General features: G+C 73.6%; 18 protein-coding genes and 1 riboswitch. Of the genes, 5 read left to right on the forward strand and 13 right to left on the reverse strand.

Going from position 1 to position 16,708, the window contains the following annotated elements; translation table 11 throughout:
• Positions 1–71 precede the first annotated feature (71 nt).
• Positions 72–1,244, forward strand: coding sequence for an ALF repeat-containing protein (locus ACZ5NJ_RS07430; RefSeq protein WP_468763736.1), 1,173 nt, complete (start codon positions 72–74; stop codon positions 1,242–1,244).
• Between the two features lie 80 nt (positions 1,245–1,324).
• Here ACZ5NJ_RS07430 and ACZ5NJ_RS07435 read toward each other — a convergent pair whose 3' ends face one another.
• The 4 genes from ACZ5NJ_RS07435 to ACZ5NJ_RS07450 all read right to left on the reverse strand — a co-directional run bounded on the left by ACZ5NJ_RS07435 (position 1,325) and on the right by ACZ5NJ_RS07450 (position 4,500).
• The gene (locus tag ACZ5NJ_RS07435) at positions 1,325–2,182 is read right to left on the reverse strand and encodes a fumarylacetoacetate hydrolase family protein (RefSeq protein ID WP_468763737.1); all 858 of its coding nucleotides are present in this window, start codon (positions 2,180–2,182) and stop codon (positions 1,325–1,327) included.
• A 196-nt stretch (positions 2,183–2,378) separates the two neighbouring features.
• Positions 2,379–3,062, reverse strand: a complete 684-nt coding sequence (locus ACZ5NJ_RS07440) for a YidC/Oxa1 family membrane protein insertase (protein WP_468763738.1) — start codon at positions 3,060–3,062, stop codon at positions 2,379–2,381.
• A gap of 124 nt (positions 3,063–3,186) precedes the next feature.
• Positions 3,187–3,459 (reverse strand): DUF6412 domain-containing protein, encoded by a 273-nt coding sequence (locus tag ACZ5NJ_RS07445; RefSeq protein WP_468763885.1) that lies wholly within the window; start codon positions 3,457–3,459, stop codon positions 3,187–3,189.
• Between the two features lie 147 nt (positions 3,460–3,606).
• Entirely contained in the window at positions 3,607–4,500 is an 894-nt protein-coding gene (locus tag ACZ5NJ_RS07450) for a class E sortase (RefSeq protein WP_468763739.1), read from the reverse strand.
• Between the two features lie 47 nt (positions 4,501–4,547).
• Between ACZ5NJ_RS07450 and ACZ5NJ_RS07455 the strand changes: the two genes are divergently transcribed.
• Entirely contained in the window at positions 4,548–5,552 is a 1,005-nt protein-coding gene (locus ACZ5NJ_RS07455) for an SEC-C metal-binding domain-containing protein (RefSeq protein WP_468763740.1), read from the forward strand.
• Here the strand turns inward: ACZ5NJ_RS07455 and ACZ5NJ_RS07460 are convergent.
• The 3 genes from ACZ5NJ_RS07460 to ACZ5NJ_RS07470 all read right to left on the reverse strand — a co-directional run bounded on the left by ACZ5NJ_RS07460 (position 5,519) and on the right by ACZ5NJ_RS07470 (position 7,842).
• Complete coding sequence (locus ACZ5NJ_RS07460; protein ID WP_468763741.1) at positions 5,519–6,043, reverse strand: very short patch repair endonuclease; 525 nt, start codon at positions 6,041–6,043, stop codon at positions 5,519–5,521. The genes ACZ5NJ_RS07455 and ACZ5NJ_RS07460 overlap by 34 nt on opposite strands.
• A 38-nt stretch (positions 6,044–6,081) precedes the next feature.
• Positions 6,082–7,074 (reverse strand): hypothetical protein, encoded by a 993-nt coding sequence (locus ACZ5NJ_RS07465; protein ID WP_468763742.1) that lies wholly within the window; start codon positions 7,072–7,074, stop codon positions 6,082–6,084.
• Between the two features lie 228 nt (positions 7,075–7,302).
• A complete protein-coding gene (locus tag ACZ5NJ_RS07470) occupies positions 7,303–7,842 on the reverse strand; it encodes a GNAT family N-acetyltransferase (protein ID WP_468763743.1) in 540 nt (179 codons plus the stop codon).
• A gap of 159 nt (positions 7,843–8,001) precedes the next feature.
• On the opposite strand from ACZ5NJ_RS07470, the gene ACZ5NJ_RS07475 reads away from it, so the two are divergent.
• Both ACZ5NJ_RS07475 and ACZ5NJ_RS07480 read left to right on the forward strand, forming a co-directional pair.
• The gene (locus ACZ5NJ_RS07475; protein WP_468763744.1) at positions 8,002–8,178 is read left to right on the forward strand and encodes a hypothetical protein; all 177 of its coding nucleotides are present in this window, start codon (positions 8,002–8,004) and stop codon (positions 8,176–8,178) included.
• A gap of 113 nt (positions 8,179–8,291) precedes the next feature.
• Positions 8,292–8,591 carry a hypothetical protein gene (locus tag ACZ5NJ_RS07480; RefSeq protein ID WP_468763745.1) on the forward strand — a complete coding sequence of 100 codons (300 nt, stop codon included), beginning with the start codon at positions 8,292–8,294 and terminating at the stop codon, positions 8,589–8,591.
• Between the two features lie 92 nt (positions 8,592–8,683).
• On the opposite strand, the gene ACZ5NJ_RS07485 is transcribed toward ACZ5NJ_RS07480, so the two are convergent.
• The 5 genes from ACZ5NJ_RS07485 to ACZ5NJ_RS07505 form a co-directional block, all read right to left on the reverse strand.
• Positions 8,684–9,991 (reverse strand): DUF445 domain-containing protein, encoded by a 1,308-nt coding sequence (locus ACZ5NJ_RS07485; protein ID WP_468763746.1) that lies wholly within the window; start codon positions 9,989–9,991, stop codon positions 8,684–8,686.
• 109 nt (positions 9,992–10,100) lie between these two features.
• The gene (locus ACZ5NJ_RS07490) at positions 10,101–10,835 is read right to left on the reverse strand and encodes a DUF1707 SHOCT-like domain-containing protein (RefSeq protein WP_468763747.1); all 735 of its coding nucleotides are present in this window, start codon (positions 10,833–10,835) and stop codon (positions 10,101–10,103) included.
• A 123-nt stretch (positions 10,836–10,958) separates the two neighbouring features.
• Positions 10,959–11,921 (reverse strand): ABC transporter ATP-binding protein, encoded by a 963-nt coding sequence (locus ACZ5NJ_RS07495; RefSeq protein ID WP_468763748.1) that lies wholly within the window; start codon positions 11,919–11,921, stop codon positions 10,959–10,961.
• Positions 11,922–11,923: 2 nt separating this feature from the next.
• Positions 11,924–12,832, reverse strand: a complete 909-nt coding sequence (locus ACZ5NJ_RS07500) for an ABC transporter permease (RefSeq protein ID WP_468763749.1) — start codon at positions 12,830–12,832, stop codon at positions 11,924–11,926.
• Positions 12,825–13,628, reverse strand: a complete 804-nt coding sequence (locus tag ACZ5NJ_RS07505) for an ABC transporter permease (RefSeq protein ID WP_468763750.1) — start codon at positions 13,626–13,628, stop codon at positions 12,825–12,827. Before ACZ5NJ_RS07505 ends, ACZ5NJ_RS07500 begins: the two co-directional genes overlap by 8 nt.
• A 174-nt stretch (positions 13,629–13,802) precedes the next feature.
• Here ACZ5NJ_RS07505 and ACZ5NJ_RS07510 point away from each other — a divergent pair, with 174 nt between their 5' ends.
• Positions 13,803–16,250, forward strand: a complete 2,448-nt coding sequence (locus ACZ5NJ_RS07510; protein ID WP_468763751.1) for a transglycosylase domain-containing protein — start codon at positions 13,803–13,805, stop codon at positions 16,248–16,250.
• Between the two features lie 21 nt (positions 16,251–16,271).
• Here the strand turns inward: ACZ5NJ_RS07510 and ACZ5NJ_RS07515 are convergent, their stop codons facing one another.
• Positions 16,272–16,592, reverse strand: a complete 321-nt coding sequence (locus ACZ5NJ_RS07515) for a DMT family transporter (RefSeq protein ID WP_030158619.1) — start codon at positions 16,590–16,592, stop codon at positions 16,272–16,274.
• A gap of 29 nt (positions 16,593–16,621) precedes the next feature.
• Positions 16,622–16,688: riboswitch (guanidine-III (ykkC-III) riboswitch) on the reverse strand.
• Positions 16,689–16,708 lie beyond the last annotated feature (20 nt).

Genomic DNA, 16,708 nt, shown 5'->3' on the forward strand with positions numbered 1-16,708 from the left:
CAGTGCGAACAAACGATCTATCCTGCACAGGCTGCCGATCATCACGCATGTGAAGAATGGAAACCCCACCTGTGAAGCTGCCCCGGATCGCATCGATCGTGGCCACCGCCGCGATAGCCCCGGCCGTCCTGCTCTCCTCGCCCGCCTTCGCCGCCGACGGCGCGGCGGCCGGGCCGTCCACCCCGTCGTCCCCGACCGCGCCCGACCAGGGTGCCGAGGGGAAGCCGGCGGCGGACAAGCCGGCCGACAAGCCCGCCGAGGACCCCCAGGCGGCGAAGGACCGCGCGGCGATCGAGGCGCTGCTGGCCGACCCGAACCGCGGCCCCGGCGTCCACGAGGCGGCCGCGAGGGCCCTCAAGGGAACGGCCGAGCAGATGCGGCGGTTCCTGACGGTCGAGCTGGCGAAGGAGCAGTTCACCGACGACGAGGTCAAGATCTCCCGGATCCACAACTCCGGCGGCCGCGCCGTCAAGGCGGCCGCGGTCGAGGCCCTCCGCAAGGAGACCCAGGAGGCGTACACCGCGTTCCTGAACGAGGGGCAGCACGCGGCACGCCTCCAGGACGACCGCGTCGAGCTGTTCCGCATGCTCAACGGCGCCGGCCGGGGCGTCACCAAGGCCGTGAACGAGCTGCTGGACCACGGCACGCGCGAGCAGATCCGCGAGTTCGTCGCCACCGGCCAGCACAAGGTCCGCGCCGAGGACGACCGGGTCGCCCTGTTCGGGATGATCAAGGACGCGGGTCCGGGCCTCAAGGAGGGGATCATCAAGCTCCTCGAAGGCAACCCGACCCCGGCGCAGCTGCGCACCTTCGTGACGACCACCCAGCACGAGCTGCGCGACGACGACAACAAGGTGGCGATCGCGTCCATGGTCGCCAAGGCCGGCCCGGAGCTGAAGAAGGCCGCACTGGCCGCCCTCAAGGGCACGCCCGAGGACCGTGCCGCGTTCCTCAAGACCGGCCAGCATGAGGCCCGGGCCAAGGACGAGGGCCACGGCACGGGAACGGGCACGGGCACGGGCACCGGCGGCGCCAAGGACGGCGTCCAGCCGGCCGTCGCCACGGGTACCGGCACCGGCAACGGCAACACCGCCCCGGCCGGCGGCTCCTCCTCCGGCCCGCTCGCGAGCACCGGCGCCGGTTCCGAGACCACCTGGGCCGCGGGCGCGGGCGCGGCCGCCCTCGCCGCGGGCGCCGGCCTGGTCGTGGCCGGCCGCCGCCGCCGCGCGTCCGCCGAAGGCTGACGCCGAGAAGGGGCGGGCCGCCTCGGGCGACCCGCCCCTCCCGTGTGCGGTACGGCGCTACGAGGTCACCCGCGCGTCGCCTACGCGCCCTTGAACTCCTGACGCTGACGCCCGAGCCCCTCGATCTCCAGCTCCACGACGTCACCCGCCCTCAGGTAAGGCTTCGGCTCCGGCTGGCCCATGGCCACGCCCGCCGGGGTGCCCGTGACGATCACGTCACCGGGGTGGAGCGTCATGAACCGGCTCAGGTACCGGACGACCTCGCCCACCGGGAAGATCTGGTCGGCGGTGTTGCCGTCCTGCCTGAGCTCGCCGTTGACCCACAGCTTCACGTCCAGGACCTGCGGGTCCGGGATCTCGTCGGCGGTGACCAGCCAGGGGCCGAGCGGGGTGAACGTCTCGCAGTTCTTGCCCTTGTCCCAGGTGCCGCCGCGCTCGATCTGGAACTCGCGCTCCGACACGTCGTTGACCAGGACGTACCCGCCGACGTGCGCGAGGCCCTCCTCGGCGGAGTCCAGGTAGCGGGCGGTGCTGCCGATGACGACGCCGAGCTCGGCCTCCCAGTCGGTCTTCACGCTGCCGCGCGGGATGAGCACGGTGTCGTCGGGGCCGCCCACGGTGTCCGCGGCCTTCAGGAACAGGATCGGCTCGGCCGGCGGCTCGGCGCCGATCTCGGCCGCGTGCCCGAAGTAGTTCAGGCCGATGCCCACGACCTTGCCGATGCGGCCGACGGGGGAGCCGACGCGCAGCCCCTCCGCGTCGAGCACCGGAAGCTCTCCGCCCGCGGCGGCGTCCCGTACGCGGGACAGCACGGAGTCGTCGGCCAGCAGGGCCCCGTCCACATCCGTGATCAGGCCGGACAGGTCCCGGAGGGTTCCGCTCTCGTCCAGCAGCGCGGGGCGCTCCGACCCTGCGGGTCCGACACGCAGCAGCTTCATGGGCATTCTCCCGTGGTCGTGGGTGGTCGGCCCGCGGGCATGCCCGGGGGCCGGCCGATGGGTTGCGGCCATCGGAGGATTGGCTGATCCTCCAAGATGCCCGCTCCATCCGCAAGACCCTGTTCACGGACTGGAACGCCACCCTCCGGCCCCGGCCCGGGCCATCCCGGCCCCGGGCCGCAGCGCGGACCGCCGCTCAGGCCCCCGCCCCCTCCCTCGCCCCCGTCCCCGTCCCCGTCCCCGTCCCCGCCGTCCGTCGCTGGAGCCAGGCCCGCTCGGCGACCGACCAGGCCGTCGTGGTCAGCAGGTACAGGCCGGCGGCCAGCGGTACGACGGCGGCCGTGACCAGCGTCCCGAACGACAGCAGGGGCAGGACGCCGCCCAGCTTGCGCATCGCCGCCAGCTGCTCGGCGGTCGGCGCGGCCGCCGCCCCGCCCGCACCCTTCACCGCGGGCGGGACGGGCGCCACGGCGGGTGCCGCCGCCGCGGCCCGCCGCCCCCGCACCGCACTCCACGCGGCGACCACCGCGATCGCGGCGAACAGCCCCAGGAACACCAGCCCCTGCGCCCCGAACACGCCGCCCGCCTCCAGCGCCCCGGACCAGCGGGCCCCCAGGGGGGCGGCGAACAAGCGGTGGCCGAGCAGTTCGTCCCCCGAGGAGAACGACCGGTACATCAGGAAGAACACCGGCAGCTGGAGCAGCACCGGCAGGCACCCCGCCACCGGGGTCGCCGCACGGAACGCGGCCCGGCCCAGCGGGAACAGGGCGAGCCGTACGAGCAGGGTGAACAGCACGATCGCGGCAGCGGTCGCGGACTCGGCCAGTACCGGCTCCAGGAGCCGGCCCAGCTCGGCAACGAGATGGGTGAAAACGGACACGCGGGCCCTCCGAGGGGTCTCGTCGAACGTCGAAAGAAAATGCGTTTCGGCGTGACGACCCGCGAGGGGCGACAAACAGCGTTCAGTCGAAGGAAGAGCGGAAGGCAGTGGACACTGCGCGCCCCTACGCGGCCGTCGGGACCGGACGGCCGGGCGCCCGGGGCCGAGACCGGCCCGAAGCGTCGGGATCGCGCTGCGGCAGGAACGCCGTGCGCTGCTCGCGATCACGGATCGCGGTACGTATGCGGTGCGGCGGCACGGGCCGCACGAGCCAGGCGGCCAGCAGGGCCGCGCCCATGGCGACCGCCGCGGCGAGCACGACCACCCCGGCCGCCAGCCCGGACTCCCCGGACAGCAGCCCGAGGACCCCGCCGAGCAGCAGGAGCGCGACGAGCAGGCGGGCGACGCGGGAGCCCTCCTGGAACAGGAAGGAGGAGACACTGAACCGCCGCACCTCACGACGACCCACGCGGACCACCCCCCTCACCTCACCGAACCCACGCTCGGTACCTGATGCCCTGATGGCCGATACCTGCTCCCCACCCTAACGCGCCGTACCGACAACGTTCCTGAGGACCCCCCAGACCACCAGCCGGTACCTGGAGGTGTACTCGGGCGTGCACGTCGTCAGCGTGATGTAGGACCCCGCCTCCCCGTACCCGTATTCCGGTCTGACCGAGCTCCGCGGTACCGGCGCGATGACCCCCACGTCCCCCGGGCCGGTCTCCGCCAGGACCTTCCCCACCACGTACGTGTACCGCCGCCCCCGCAGGTCGACGGAGACCTCGTCCCCCTCGCGCAGCCGGTTCAGGTACCGGAACGGCTCCCCGTGCGTGTTCCGGTGCCCGGCCACCGCGAAGTTCCCCTCCGCCCCCGGCTGGGCCGTCCCCGGGTAGTGCCCGACGTACCCCTTGTCCAGCACGGCCCGCCGGTCGACCCCCTCCGCGACGGGCACGGAGAGCCCGAGCCGCGGGATCCGCAACACGCCGTACGCCTCGTCCCGCGCCGGAGCGGACGCCCCGGACGCCGGCTTCCCGCCCCCCTTCCCCCCGCCACCGCCCCCCACGGACGAACCCCCCGCGGCGCCCGAACCCCCACTCAAACCGCCCTCGGCACCCCCCGCCCCCTCTCCCACCGCAGGCTGCTCACCGACCACCTCACCCCCACCAGCCTCCTCCCTCCCGCTCCCACGGCCACTCCCCTCCCCAACCCCCTCCGCCCATCCCCTCTCCAGAGCCCGCACCCGCTCCTGCGCACCGGCCGCGGCCTGCCGATTCGTCCACCACACCTGGTGCACCACCAGCAACGCCACCACCACCCCCACCGTGGTGATCACCTCGGCGCCCACCCACAGCAGCCGCGCGAGCCCACCCCCGCGGCCCGCCCGCCGACCACTCCCCTGCACCACCACGCGCACCCGATCCCGCACGGCCGGCACCCTAAGACTTCCCCCCTCAACTGACCAGCGGCAGTACGGTGTGAACCATGCGCCCCGACACGCCTGCAGAGCACATCGCCGAAGCCGAGCGCCTCATCCGCACGGCGACCCGCTACCCCGAGGACCAGGAGCCGCTGCTCCTCCAGGCCGCCGCCCACCTCGAACTGGGCGACGCCAGGGACCGCGCGAGCGCGCTCTACGACCGCCTGCTCTCCGCCTCCCCCGCCAACCCCCACCTGATCAAGGCCCGCCAGGCGGCGAACCTGTGGGAGTACGGTCACGAGGCCGAGGCCCGCGCCCTGATCTCCGGCATCCGCGCCGCGGCGCCCACGGACCCGGCCCCCTGGGAGGTGATCGCCGAAGCCCTCGAAGCCCACGACGAGCTGGAGGCCTCCCACGAGTGCTTCACCGAGGCGGCGACCCTCCTCACCTCGGAGGACACCCCCCTCACCCAGGCCACCACCGCGCTCCTGACGGGCCGCCACCGCGTCCGCCGGCTCCTGGCCCTCCCCCACGACGACTGGGACATGGTCGCCGACACCCGCCACATCGGCCCGATCCCGCTGGACGAACTCCACGACCCGAAGCGCATCTGGGCCCTGGGCTCCAACGACCCGGCGGAGCTCCGCGCCGAGATCGCCCGCCTGCGCGCCGAACTCGGCGACCGCCGCGCGGCCCTCTCGCGCCCCTTCCCGGTGGCCATCCTCCACTGGCCCGCCCGCGAACTGTCCGAGCTCCTGACCGGCTACCCCACCCTCACGGCGGAGTACCCCTCCCACGAGGCCCACCTGACGAAGGTCGAATCCTCCCTCCGCGCCCTGGCCGCCTCGGGCACCACGAACCTCGGCATCGTCACGGGCAGCGTCCCCTCGTACGAGGCCTTCGCCGCCTCGGAGAAGTCCTCCCCGGCCTCCCCGTCCCTCCTGGCCGAATACGCCACCACCCTGGCGGCCCGAGGCAAGGCCACCCCCTGGCCCCCCACCCCCACATCCCCCTGCTGGTGCACCTCGGGCAAGCCCTACGCGGAGTGCCACGGGGTCCCCACGCCCTGATCCACCCCGGACGGGTCCGCCCGTACCGCCCCCGCCGAAGGGTGATCAGGCCGCCGTGGTCGCGTCGAGGGGCGTACGGCGCGGCGGTCGGCGACAGTCCGAAGCACGCGCGCCGCCGCCTCGTCGACACTCTCGTGCTCCCAGACGCGCAGCACCAACCAGCCGGCCTCGGCGAAACGGGCATCCGTGTCGATGTCCCGGCGTCGGTTGCCCTCGATCTTCGCGCGCCAGAAGTCCGCGTTGTTCTTGGGCCAGGTGGCGTGGAGGGGGCACCCGTGCCAGAAGCAGCCGTCCACGAAGACCGCCACGCGGGCGGGACCGAAGACGATGTCGGCCTCGCGCCGCACGCCCTTCACCGGCTTGCGGTGAATCCGGTAACGGACCCCGGCCGCATGCAGCGCCCTGCGCAGCGACACCTCCACGGAGGTGTCACGGCTCTTCTGCCTGCTCATCCGGGCGCGTACGGCGGCCGTCGTCGCGAGTTTCTCCACGGCACCATTCTCGCCCGGACCCGCACGGCTCCCTGCGGTCAGAGGGGCAGGGCCAGTTGTTGGTGGCCGCGGGCGGTGAGGGTGGGTGGGGTGCGGCGGGGGGTGGTGAGGGTGAGGAGGGTGCGGAGGGCGTTGAGGACTTCCCTGGGGGTGTCGCGGATCATCGACGGGGTGGCGCTCACCACCAGGACGCCGTGGGCCTCCAGGCGGAGGCGGCGGCGGAGGGTGGCGTGCCAGGCGTCGCGGGTGTAGTGGTACTCCGCCGAGTCGATCTCCAGGGCCACGCCCTCGTCGGGCCAGTAGGCGTCCGGGCTGGCCAGGAAGGTGCCGTCCGGGGTGTAGAGGCGGGCGTTCCAGAGCGGGGTGGGGAGGTCCGTGGTGGTGAGGACGTCGCGGGCCTGCGCCTCGGCGATCGAGCGGACCCCGGCCAGGAGTTCCCCGGCGGCGGCCCGGACCGCCGGGCGGGACAGGAGGCGGGCGCCGCGGAGTTCGGTGTGGAGGTCGTGCGGGTGGCACCAGCCGGACTGGACGACCTGGGCCAGGACGGAGCGGACCCGGTCGGGGTCCGGGCAGCGGGCGGCGAAGTCGGCGGCGGCGCGGACCGGGCGGGCGCTGGGCACGCCGGTGACGGTCAGGGTGCCGGGCCAGCGGGAGGTCGTCGCGGGGCGGACCCCCGGGGTGGCGGTGAGCCGGCGCGGGCTGCGGATCAGGACGTCGGTGGGGGTGTGCGGGGCGTCGCGGACGCCGAGGAGGGCGAGGGCGGCTCCGCCGGTGAGGGCCGCGGTGTCGCCGGTGAGGGGGTCCGCCGTGGGGTCGGCGGCGTACAGGACGGCTGCCAGGGCGCGTTGGCGTGGGTCGGGCGGGCCCGTCTGGAGGAGGTAGACGCGGGGCAGGAGGCGTTGCCAGGGGCCGCCGGGGCGGGTGCGGGAGGTGATGGTGGTGTCGGGGACGCCGGCCGCGGTGAGCTGGTGGCGGGTGGCGAGGTTCAGCTGGCGGCGGGCGAGCGGTGCGGATGCCTTGTGGGTGATCATGGCCCCGGTATGCCCGGCCCGGCGGTGGACAGTCGTCCCGTTCGGGTGGTCCGGGTGCGAGCCGCGGCGGCCCGGGGGCGGCCCAGTGCCCGGGCCCGGGGTGCGAAGGATGCCGGGGTAGTCCGGGGGATCAGGAGCGGCCCGGGGGTCCGGGGGCTCAGGGGCGGTCCGGGTCCCGGGGATCCGGGTGCCCAGGACGGGCCCGGCGGCTCAGGGCGGCCCGGGGGCTCAGGGGCGGCCCGGGTGGTTCGGGGAGAGGAAGACGACCACGTTCGTCTCGGTGCCGGGGAGTGCGGGGACCTCGTGCCAGCCCAGGCGGTGGTAGGTGGCGACGGTGTCCTCGGCCAGGCGTGAGGTCAGGAGCCAGGCCCGGTGCTGCGGGGCGTCCGCGGTGATCTCGCCGAGGAGGGCCCGGCCGGTACCGGTGCCGCGCGCGTGGGCCCGTACGGCCAGTTCGTCTATCTCCAGGGCCCCGATCAGCAGGTCGCGCACCCGGTCCCGGCCGAGCTGCGCGGCGACCTGGGGGTAGCCGCGGCCTGCGGGGAAGGGGGCCTGGGTCAGCCACGCCGTGGCGAAGCCGTCGACGCCGGCGGGGGACTGGGCGAAGGCGGTACGGAAGCCCGGGCGGCGGACGTCGGCCTGGAGGCGGCCCGCGAACTGGCGAATGGTTTCTGCGTCTTCGTTCCAGGGCGGGGCGGAGAAGACGTCGGCGTAGACGTCCTGGAGTTCGTCGGCCAGGTCGAGGACGGTGCGGCCGTAGGAGATCACGAGCGGCTCCGGTGGGCGGGGGGGTGCGGGTGTCGGGGTGGTGGACCGAAGGTAGGTGAGGGAGGGGGTGAACCCCACGGATAGGAGGAACCCGGCGTGTGCCGACAAATCGGCCGCCGGGTGAGCGTGTCGCGGGGCGGCGCCGGGCGTTGAGCAGCCGTGGACAGACTGCTGCGGGTGGTGGGACGGTGCGGGCTCGCCTTCCTGCTCGTCCTCGGGATCGTGGCGCTGCTGCCGCGCGGACTGCGGGAGGCGGTGCCCCATGCCGTGGTCGGCGGGGCGGTGCTCGCCCTCGGGGCGGTGGGGGTCCGCCGGGGTTCCAGGCGTCCGCGTTAGCCTCGTGAACGGTTCGAACGGTTCGAATCGTTCGAACGGTTCGAGTGGTTCATCGCTTGACCTGACTTATGGCGCGTACGTACGCGGTACGCATGACACGACGAGGAGTTCCCATGGCGCGGGTACCGAGTTCCGCGGTGGCGGCGGCCGGGCTGATCGGCGGCTACGCCGTCGCCCGCTGGACGAAGAAGCGGCCCCTGGGCGGTGTGGTGCTCGGCGCCGCCGGGATCGTCGCCGGACGCGAGTGGCACCGCCGCGGCGGGGTCCCGGCGGCGGCCGGCCTCGGGGCGCTGTACCTGGCGGGCTTCGCGGGGGCGCACCCGCTGGCGAAGAAGGTCGGCGCGTGGCCGGCCGTCGTCGGCGCGGCGGGCGTCGTGGCCGCCGCGGCGTGGGCGGTGGCCGACCGGGGGTGACCCCGGGACGCGAGGGGGCCCGGACCCGGACGGGTGTGGGCCCCCGCCCCCGGAGGTGCGCCCGGCGCCCCCCACGCCGGCGGCGCTGTGGATCAACCCCCCAGCGCCCGCGAGACCGCGTAGATCAGCAGGCCCGCCAGGGCGCCCACCACCGTGCCGTTGATGCGGATGAACTGGAGGTCGCGGCCGATGTGGGCCTCGATCTTGCGGGAGGTGTGTTCCGCGTCCCAGGCGGCCACCGTGTCCGTGATCAGCGACGTGATCTCCGTGCGGTACCTCGTGACGACGTGGACCAGCGCGCCCTCGATCCACCCCTCCACCTTCGCCTGCAGCCGCCCGTCCGTCGCCAGCCGGGCGCCCAGTGACATCAGGGACGAGCGGACCCGCAGCCGCAGCTCGCTGCGCTCGTCCTCCGCCGCCGAGATGATCATCGAGCGGACCGCCGACCACGCCGACGCGATCACGTCCTGCACCTCCCCCCGGGCCAGGACCTCGGACTTCAGCCGCTCCACCCGCGCCCGCGTCTCCGTGTCCGACTGGAGGTCCGCCGCGAAGTCCGTCAGGAAGCGGTCCACCGCCCCGCGCGCCGGATGGCCCGGCATGTCGCGCATCTCCGTGACGAAGCGCAGCAGCTCCTTGTACACCCGGTCGCCCACCTTGCGGTCGACGAAGCGCGGGGTCCAGCCGGGGGCGCCGCCCTGGACCGCGTCCATGACCGAGTCCCCGTGGGTGACCAGCCAGTCGTGGGCCTTGGCGCAGATCAGGTCGACCGCGCGGTGGTGGCCGCCGTCGGCGACGACGCGCTCCAGGGTCTTGCCGATGCCCGGCGCGATCTCGGCCGCCTCCGCCCGCCGGGTGATCGCCTCGCCCACCACGGCCTGGACGTCGGAGTCGCGCAGCACGGTCAGGGCGCCGCGCAGGGCGGTGGCCAGTTCCGCCGTCACCCGGTCGGCGTGCTCGGGCTCGGCCAGCCAGGCGCCGAGCCGGCCTCCGATGCCGAGGGCGTGCAGCCGGGCGCGTACGACGTCGGCGGAGAGGAAGTTCTCGCCCACGAACTCCCCCAGCGAGACCCCCAGCTGGTCCTTCTTGGTGGGGATGATCGCCGTATGGGGGATGGGCAGCCCCAGGGGGCGGCGGAAGAGGGCCGTCACGGCGAACCAGTCCGCGAGGGCGCCGACCATGCCGGCCTCCGCCGCGGCGGCGACGTACCCGGCCCAGCCGCCCGCGCCCCAGGCCTGCCGGGCGCACGTGGCCAGGACGTAGACGAGGGCGACGACGATCAGCAGGCCGGTCGCCGTGGTCTTCATCCGGCGGACGCCGCGCCGCCGCTCCTCGTCCGCCTCGTTGAAGACGAACGCGCCGCGGCCGGGCGGGGCCGCGGCCGGTCCCGGTTCCTTCATGTCGTGCTCCTGCCTTCCCCCGATGGCCGGTTTTGTCTGCATAGCATCCGACTCCCGGGAGGCTCCGGGAGTTCCCGGCGCGCCGCCGATCACCTCCGGCGGGGTCCCGTCAGAGCTCCTTGCGGAGCTCCCCGCCGCCCTTGGGCCGCTTCGCCGGCTTCGGCGGCTTCGGCTGCCTGACCTTGACCGCCACCCCGCCCCAGAAGGCGAGGCCGTTCACGACCACCCGCGGCGCGCCCGGCTCCGGGCGGTTCTCGGGGGACCCGCCCTGGTCGAAGCCCCCCATGATGCCGATGCCCCGTACGTCGACTTCGACGCCCGGCGGGACCGTGATCTCGATGCCGCCCATGACGGCCACGCACGTGATGACGACCTCGGGCGCCGCGAAGTCGGCCTCGCGCAGGTCGAGCTCCCCGCCGCCCCAGAAGGCCACGGCGTTGAACCGCGCGGGCACCGTCCAGCGCCCCTTGCGCTGGAACCCCGACATGACCGCGACCGCCGAGGACGAGCCGGCCGTCCCGCCGATCCGGGACTGCCAGGAGGTGGCGGGAGCGGCGGAGAAACGGGAGACGGGGGTCGGTTCGGGGTCGGGGAGGTCCCGGGTCAGGGGTTCGAGTTCCGCGTACGTGCGGGCCTTGTACGCCGCTTCCATCCGCTCCTCGAACTCGTCCATGTCGATCCGGCCCTCGGCGACGGCGTCGCGGAGGCGCTCGACCACGCGCTCCCGGTCGGCGTCGGAGGCCCGCAGGGACGGGGTCGCCCCCACCTCGGGGGCGTGCCGCCGAGGGGCCTTCTCCAGGGATGTCTTCTCGGGCGTCGCCTGCTCCGGGCGCTCGTCGCTCATGCGGGCCAGACTAGGCGGGGAGGGCCCCCGGCAGAACGGCCCGGACCCCGGGCCCGACCCCGACCCCGCCCCTGATTTCCCCCCGACCTCCCCCGGCCCCCGCCCCTACCCCGCATACATCCGCTACCCCCGCCCCGCGTACATCCGCGCGATCACGTCCTCGATGTCCGGCTCCCGCACCGACAGGTCCAGCAGCGGGTACCGCGCCGCCACCGCCGCCACCAGCGGCGCCGCCGACTCCCGGGCCGGGAAGGCCAGCCACTGCCGCGGCCCCTCCACCCGTACGACCCGCGCCCCCGCCACCTCCAGCGGCGGGAGCTCCCGCTCCAGGTCGACCACCAGCGTCCGTTCGCCGCCCTCCCCCAGCGCGTGCAGCCCGCCCAGCGCCCCGTCGTACATCAGCCGGCCGTGGTCGATCACCATCACCCGCTCGCACAGCTGCTCGATGTCCTGGAGGTCGTGGGTGGTGAGCAGCACCGTCGTCCCGAGCTCCTCGTTCAGCTGCCGCAGGAAGCCCCGTACCCGCGCCTTGCTGACCACGTCCAGCCCGATCGTCGGCTCGTCCAGGTACAGCACCTCCGGGTCGTGCAGCAGCGCGGCCGCGATGTCCCCGCGCATCCGCTGCCCCAGCGACAGCTGCCGCACGGGAACGTCCAGCAGCGCGCCCAGGTCCAGGCGGTCCACGCAGCGGTCCAGGTTCTCCCGGAAGCGGGCCTGCGGGATCCGGTACATCCGGCGCATCAGCCCGTACGAGTCCTTCAGCGGGAGGTCCCACCACAGGGTGGTCCGCTGCCCGAACACCACCCCGATCCGGTGCGCGAGCCGCATCCGCTCCCGCGCGGGGTCGACGCCCGCCACGCGCAGCTGGCCGCCGCTGGGGGTGAGGATGCCGGTCAGCATCTTGATCGTGGTGGACTTCCCGGCGCCGTTGGGCCCGATGTAGCCGACGACCTCGCCGCGCGCGATCTCGAATCCGATCCCGTCCACGGCCCTGACCTGGCGTTTCTCCCGGCGCATCAGTCCCGTCCGGCGGCGTACGTCGAAGACCTTCTCGACCGCCTCGACGCGGATGAGGGCATCGGACACGACTAACTCCCCGTGCTTCGGTACGAACGGACCCCCGCGCGCCACGCCAGCGACGCGGGCAGGAACACCGCGAAGGCCACCAGCGGGCTCAGGTACGCGACCCAGCCCGGCAGCCCCAGCGGATCGGGCCGCCCCAGCACGTGCAGCGCGGGCAGCCAGTTGACGAAGGCGAGCGGGACGACGAAGGTCACCCCGCGCAGCAGCTCCTTCGCGAACACCGTCGGCGGGTACTGGAGCATGGTGCAGCCCCCGTACGTGAAGGAGTTCTGCACCTCGGCCGCGTCCCCGGCGGCGAACTGGAAGGCCGCTCCGGCCACCAGCAACCCGCCGAAGATCCCCGCCCCGGCCACCACCATGACCGGCACCAGCAGCACCTTGCCCGGCGTCCACTGCACGTCCAGCACCGAGACCGCCCAGCCCAGCACCCCCAGCCCCTGCGCGATCCGCCCGAGCCGGCGCAGCGCGAACCGGTCGGCGGCGACCTGCGCGAGCAGCGGGACGGGGCGCACCAGCATGGTGTCGAGGGAGCCGTCGCGGATCCGGGCGCCGACCCGCTCGGTGTTGCCGAGGAGCAGGTCCGCCAGGCCCAGGGAGGCCGAGCAGGTTCCGTAGAGGAGCGCGACCTCGGGCAGGGTGAAGCCGCCGAGCGCCTCGACGTGGGAGAACATGATGGTGATCGCGACGAAGTCGAGCACCGTGATCGCCGCGTTCCCCACGGTGGCCAGGAGGAACGAGGCCCGGTACGTCATCGTCGAGCGGATCCACATCCCGACGATCAGCCCGTAGCCGCGCAGCCCCTCCCACAGCCTGCCGCCGGGGCCCGCCGCGGCCCCGTACGGCCACCCGCCCGGCGCGGCCGCACTCGTCCCGCGCTCTGCCGCACCCGGGCGGTCCGCCGTCGCCTCAACCACCCTGGACCACCACCTTCCGGGTCGCCGCCGACTGCACCAGCCGCCCCGCACCCAGCAGGACCAGCGCCCACACGGCCTGGAACCCCAGCGCCCGCACGGCGCCACCGGCTCCGGCGTGGGTGCCGAGCAGCACGTCCAGCGGGACCTGGAGCATCGCCGCCCACGGCAGCAGCCGCACCAACTCCCCGAAGCCGCCGGGGAAGACGGTCAGCGGCAGCAGCATCCCGGAGAAGAAGACGGTCACGACGGTGGCCATCAGGTTCACGCCCCCGCCGTCCAGCAGCCAGAACGCGGCCAGCGCCAGCAGGTACCGCACCCCGAACCCCACCACCAGCCCGAGCCCGACCGACAGCAGGAACAGCAGCCAGCGCAGCGGATCGGACGGCAGCGCGAGGGTGAACGCGAACGCCCCCGCCGTCAGCGGCAGCAGCCCGCGCCCCAGCAGCTGGAAGCCCGCCCGGCCGAGGTCGGCCGCGAGCCACCAGCCCTGGAGGTCGGCCGGGCGGTACAGGTCGACGGCGATGTCGCCCGTACGGATGCGCTCCTGGAGTTCCTCCTGGAAGCCGCCGCCGATGAGCGAGCCGGCCGCCAGGAGGGACTGGCTGACCCAGACGAAGGTGAGGGCCTGCGCCTGGTCGTAGCCGCCGAGGTGGGGGCGCTCGTCCCACAGGGCGATGTACGTGTACGCGACGATGAAACCGAACACGGTGTTGGTGAACACCCCGGCGGCCGTCGCCGTCCCGTAGGCCGCGTAGCGCCGGAACCCACCCGCCGCGACGGCCAGATAGACACGCACCGTATCCCTCCGTATCCCACGTCGTTCCTACGTCGGCCAAAGCGCGCGAGCTTAGTGCGGAGGGGCGAGCCACGCGACCGATTTATGCCCGTCCGGAGCGGAATCAGCGGCCATCGGGTAGACACCATGAGGTACAGATGTGGATATTTCATACGGTCACGAGGAGTCCCGGAGATGAGCGACCAGTCACCACCCCCGGGCTGGACCCCTCGTGACCCGGACACACCGAACGCGCGCGGCCCGCAGGAGGGGAAGAAGAACGGCGGCCGGAACGGCGTCAAGAACGGCGGCCGGAACGGCGGCAAGCGCAAGCGCACCGGATGGCGGCGCCTCGTCCCCACCTGGCGGATGGTCCTGGGCGGGATCCTGCTGCTCCTCCTGCTGATCGGCGGCGCGCTCGTCGCCGGCTATCTGCTGGTCGACATCCCCCCGGCCAACGCCGCCGCCACCGCCCAGTCCAACGTGTTCCTCTACGCCGACGGGTCCCAGCTCGCCCGCGACGGCGAGGTCAACCGCGTCAACGTCCCGCTGTCCCAGATCCCCCGGAGCGTCCAGGAAGCCGTACTGGCCGCCGAGGACCGGGACTTCTACTCCGAACGGGCGGTGGACCCCAAGGCGATGCTCCGCGCCGCCTGGAACACGGCCACCGGCAAGGGCACGCAGTCGGGCTCCACCATCACCCAGCAGTACGTCAAGAACTACTACCTGGGCCAGGAACAGACGATCAAACGCAAGGTCAAGGAGTTCTTCATCGCGATCAAACTCGGCCGCGAGAAGTCGAAGGACTACATCCTCGAGGGCTACCTGAACACCAGTTACTTCGGCCGCAACGCCTACGGCATCCAGGCCGCCGCCCAGGCCTACTACGGCAAGGACGCCAACCGGCTCAGCACCCCCGAGGGCGCCTACCTCGCCACCCTCCTCAACTCCCCCAGCGCCTTCGACGTCGTCTCACACCCCCAGAGCCGCGACCGCGCCCTCGCCCGCTGGAACTACGTACTCGACGGCATGGTCAAGAAGAAGTGGATGACCCCCCAGGAGCGGGTCGCGGCGACCTTCCCCGAGCCCGGCAAGGTACGCCCCGCCGCCGGACTGTCCGGCCAGCGCGGCTACCTGGTCGAGGCCGTCAAGGACTACCTCAGCGACCGCAGGATCCTCGACGAGAAGACCCTCGCCGAGGGCGGCTACCGGATCACCACCACCATCGACAAGCGCCGCGAGAACGCCTTCGTCGACGCCGTCCAGAAGCAGATGGTCGACAAGCTCGACCCGGCGGCCCGCCCGGCCGACAAGGTGGTGCGCGCCGGCGGCGTCTCCATCGACCCGGCCACCGGCAAGGTCGTCGCCCTGTACGGCGGCATCGACTACACCAAGCAGTACGTCAACAACGCGACCCGGCACGACTACCAGGTGGCCTCCACCTTCAAGCCGTTCGTCTTCGCCTCCGCCGTCGAGAACGACTCCCGCACGCAGGACGGCCGCCGGATCACCCCGAACACCGTCTACAACGGCGACAACCGGCGCCGCGTGGTCGGCACCCGCATCCCCTACGCCCCCGAGAACGAGGGCCAGCAGTCGTACGGGCCGATCACCGTCAACACCGCCACCGACCTCTCCGTGAACACCGTCTTCGCCCAGATGGTCGTCGACGTCGGCACGGCGAAGGTCAAGCAGACCGCGATCGACCTCGGCATCCCCGAGGACACCCCGAACTTCGACGCCGTCCCGGCCATGGCCCTGGGCACCATGCAGGCCAGCGTGCTGGACATGACCCAGGCGTACGCGACCCTCGCCGACCACGGCAAGCGCACCCCGTACACCCTCGTGGAGAAGATCAGCAAGGAGGACCACGACCTGCACCTGCCCGACCGCACCCCCCAGCAGGCCGTCTCCCGGGAGGCGGCCGACACGACCACGTCCATGCTGGTCAGCGTGGTGGACAACGGCACCGGCACGGAGGCCCTCGCGGCCGGCCACCCGGCGGCGGGCAAGACCGGCACCGCCGAGCTCGACCGGGCCGCCTGGTTCGCGGCGTACACCCCGGACCTGGTGACGGTCGTCTCGATCATGGGCCAGGACCCGGACACCGGCACCCTCCAGTCCCTGTACGGGGCCCTGGGCGAGCCCCGCCTCGGAGGCGGCGGCTACCCGGCGCGGATCTGGGCCGCGTACACGAAGAAGGCCCTGGAGGGGACCGAGCCGGCGGACTTCGACCTGGACCTCCAGCCGGGCGCGGCCCAGCCCCCGCCACCGGTCCAGCCCAGCACCCCGCAGCAGCCGCAGGGCAGCCGCCCGCCGTGGCTGCCGGACCAGAGCGGCCCGCCCAGCCCGCCGACCCCGCCCGACGGCGGCCGCACGAACGGCGGGCAGAACCAGGGCGGCCAGAACAACGGGGGCCAGAACCAGGGCGGCCAGAACAACGGCGGCCAGACGAACGGCGGCCGGACCACGGGCGGCGAGACGAACGGCGGCCAGACCACCGGCGGGCAGACGAACGGCGGCCAGACCACCGGCGGCCAGACCACCGGGGGCCAGACCACGGGCGGCGACACCACCGGCGGCCAAACCACCACCGGCGGCCTCACCCCGCGCCGCCGCCCGCCCTCGCTGTTCCTCGAATGACCGGCCGGAACGGGACGACCGTCAGTGCCCGGAGGTGGCCTTCAGCCCCACCACCGCGACCAGCAGCAGACAGATGAAGAAGATCCGGGCGGCGGTGACGGGCTCCCCCAGCACCGCCATGCCGAGCACCGCCGCACCGGCCGCGCCGATGCCCACCCACACGCCGTACGCCGTACCGATGGGCAGGGTCTTGGCCGCGTAGGACAGCAGCACCATGCTGGCGACGATCCCGGCACCGGTGAACACGGACGGCCACAGCCGGGTGAAGCCCTCCGTGAACTTCATGCCGATCGACCAGCCGACTTCGAGCAGACCGGCGACGAGAAGAAGAACCCAGGCCATGACGGCACCTCCGGAACGAGAGCGAACGGGGTGCGTCGTCTTTGCGTCCAGCTACCCGGTACGGCGCGTCTCGTCGGGGCGGTTCCCCACCACCGTAGCAAAGGGCGTGCAAAAGG

Source organism: Streptomyces sp. NPDC032091, from assembly GCF_055580265.1.